1 pseudogene is annotated in these 438 nt (G+C 36.8%); it reads left to right on the top strand.

The features are described 5' to 3' along the window. Positions 1-438 (top strand): annotated as a pseudogene (locus tag MiAbW_RS19310) (IS110 family transposase); the annotation flags it as partial.

Here is a 438-nt window from a genome sequence, read left to right as displayed (position 1 = left end):
GAAGCGATCGAGATTGTTAAATCCTTAGAAGTCGATGCTATCATCTTAGAGCCTACGGGTTACTGGTATGCAAGCTTCTGGGTTAATTGTGCTAAGAAGTTAGGACTAGATATCTATTGGATATCTCATCAGCAAACTAAGATAAATCGTCAGCACTACTTTAAGACTAAGAACAAAGACGACTATCTTGACGCTTTAACTATTGCATTAACCTATTTTGACAAGTCAGGGTTAGATGATCTAGGTAATCCCCCGATCTTAAACAATTATGACTATGACTCAATCGATCTGCTTCGCTTGACTTTTCACGAAAGAGAGCAACTTGATAAGAATAAAAACTCTTTGATTAATCAACTTAGACAGCGATTATGTTGTGAATTTCCTGAAATTGCTCAAAAAGACTTTGAATATATCGGGGTTAAGGGGTATAACCCAACA

The organism is Microcystis aeruginosa NIES-4325, assembly GCF_008974145.1.
GTDB lineage: Bacteria > Cyanobacteriota > Cyanobacteriia > Cyanobacteriales > Microcystaceae > Microcystis > Microcystis aeruginosa_G.
The sequence above is the reverse complement of the archived record's forward strand: the minus strand, read 5'-3'. Positions and strand labels throughout refer to the sequence as shown.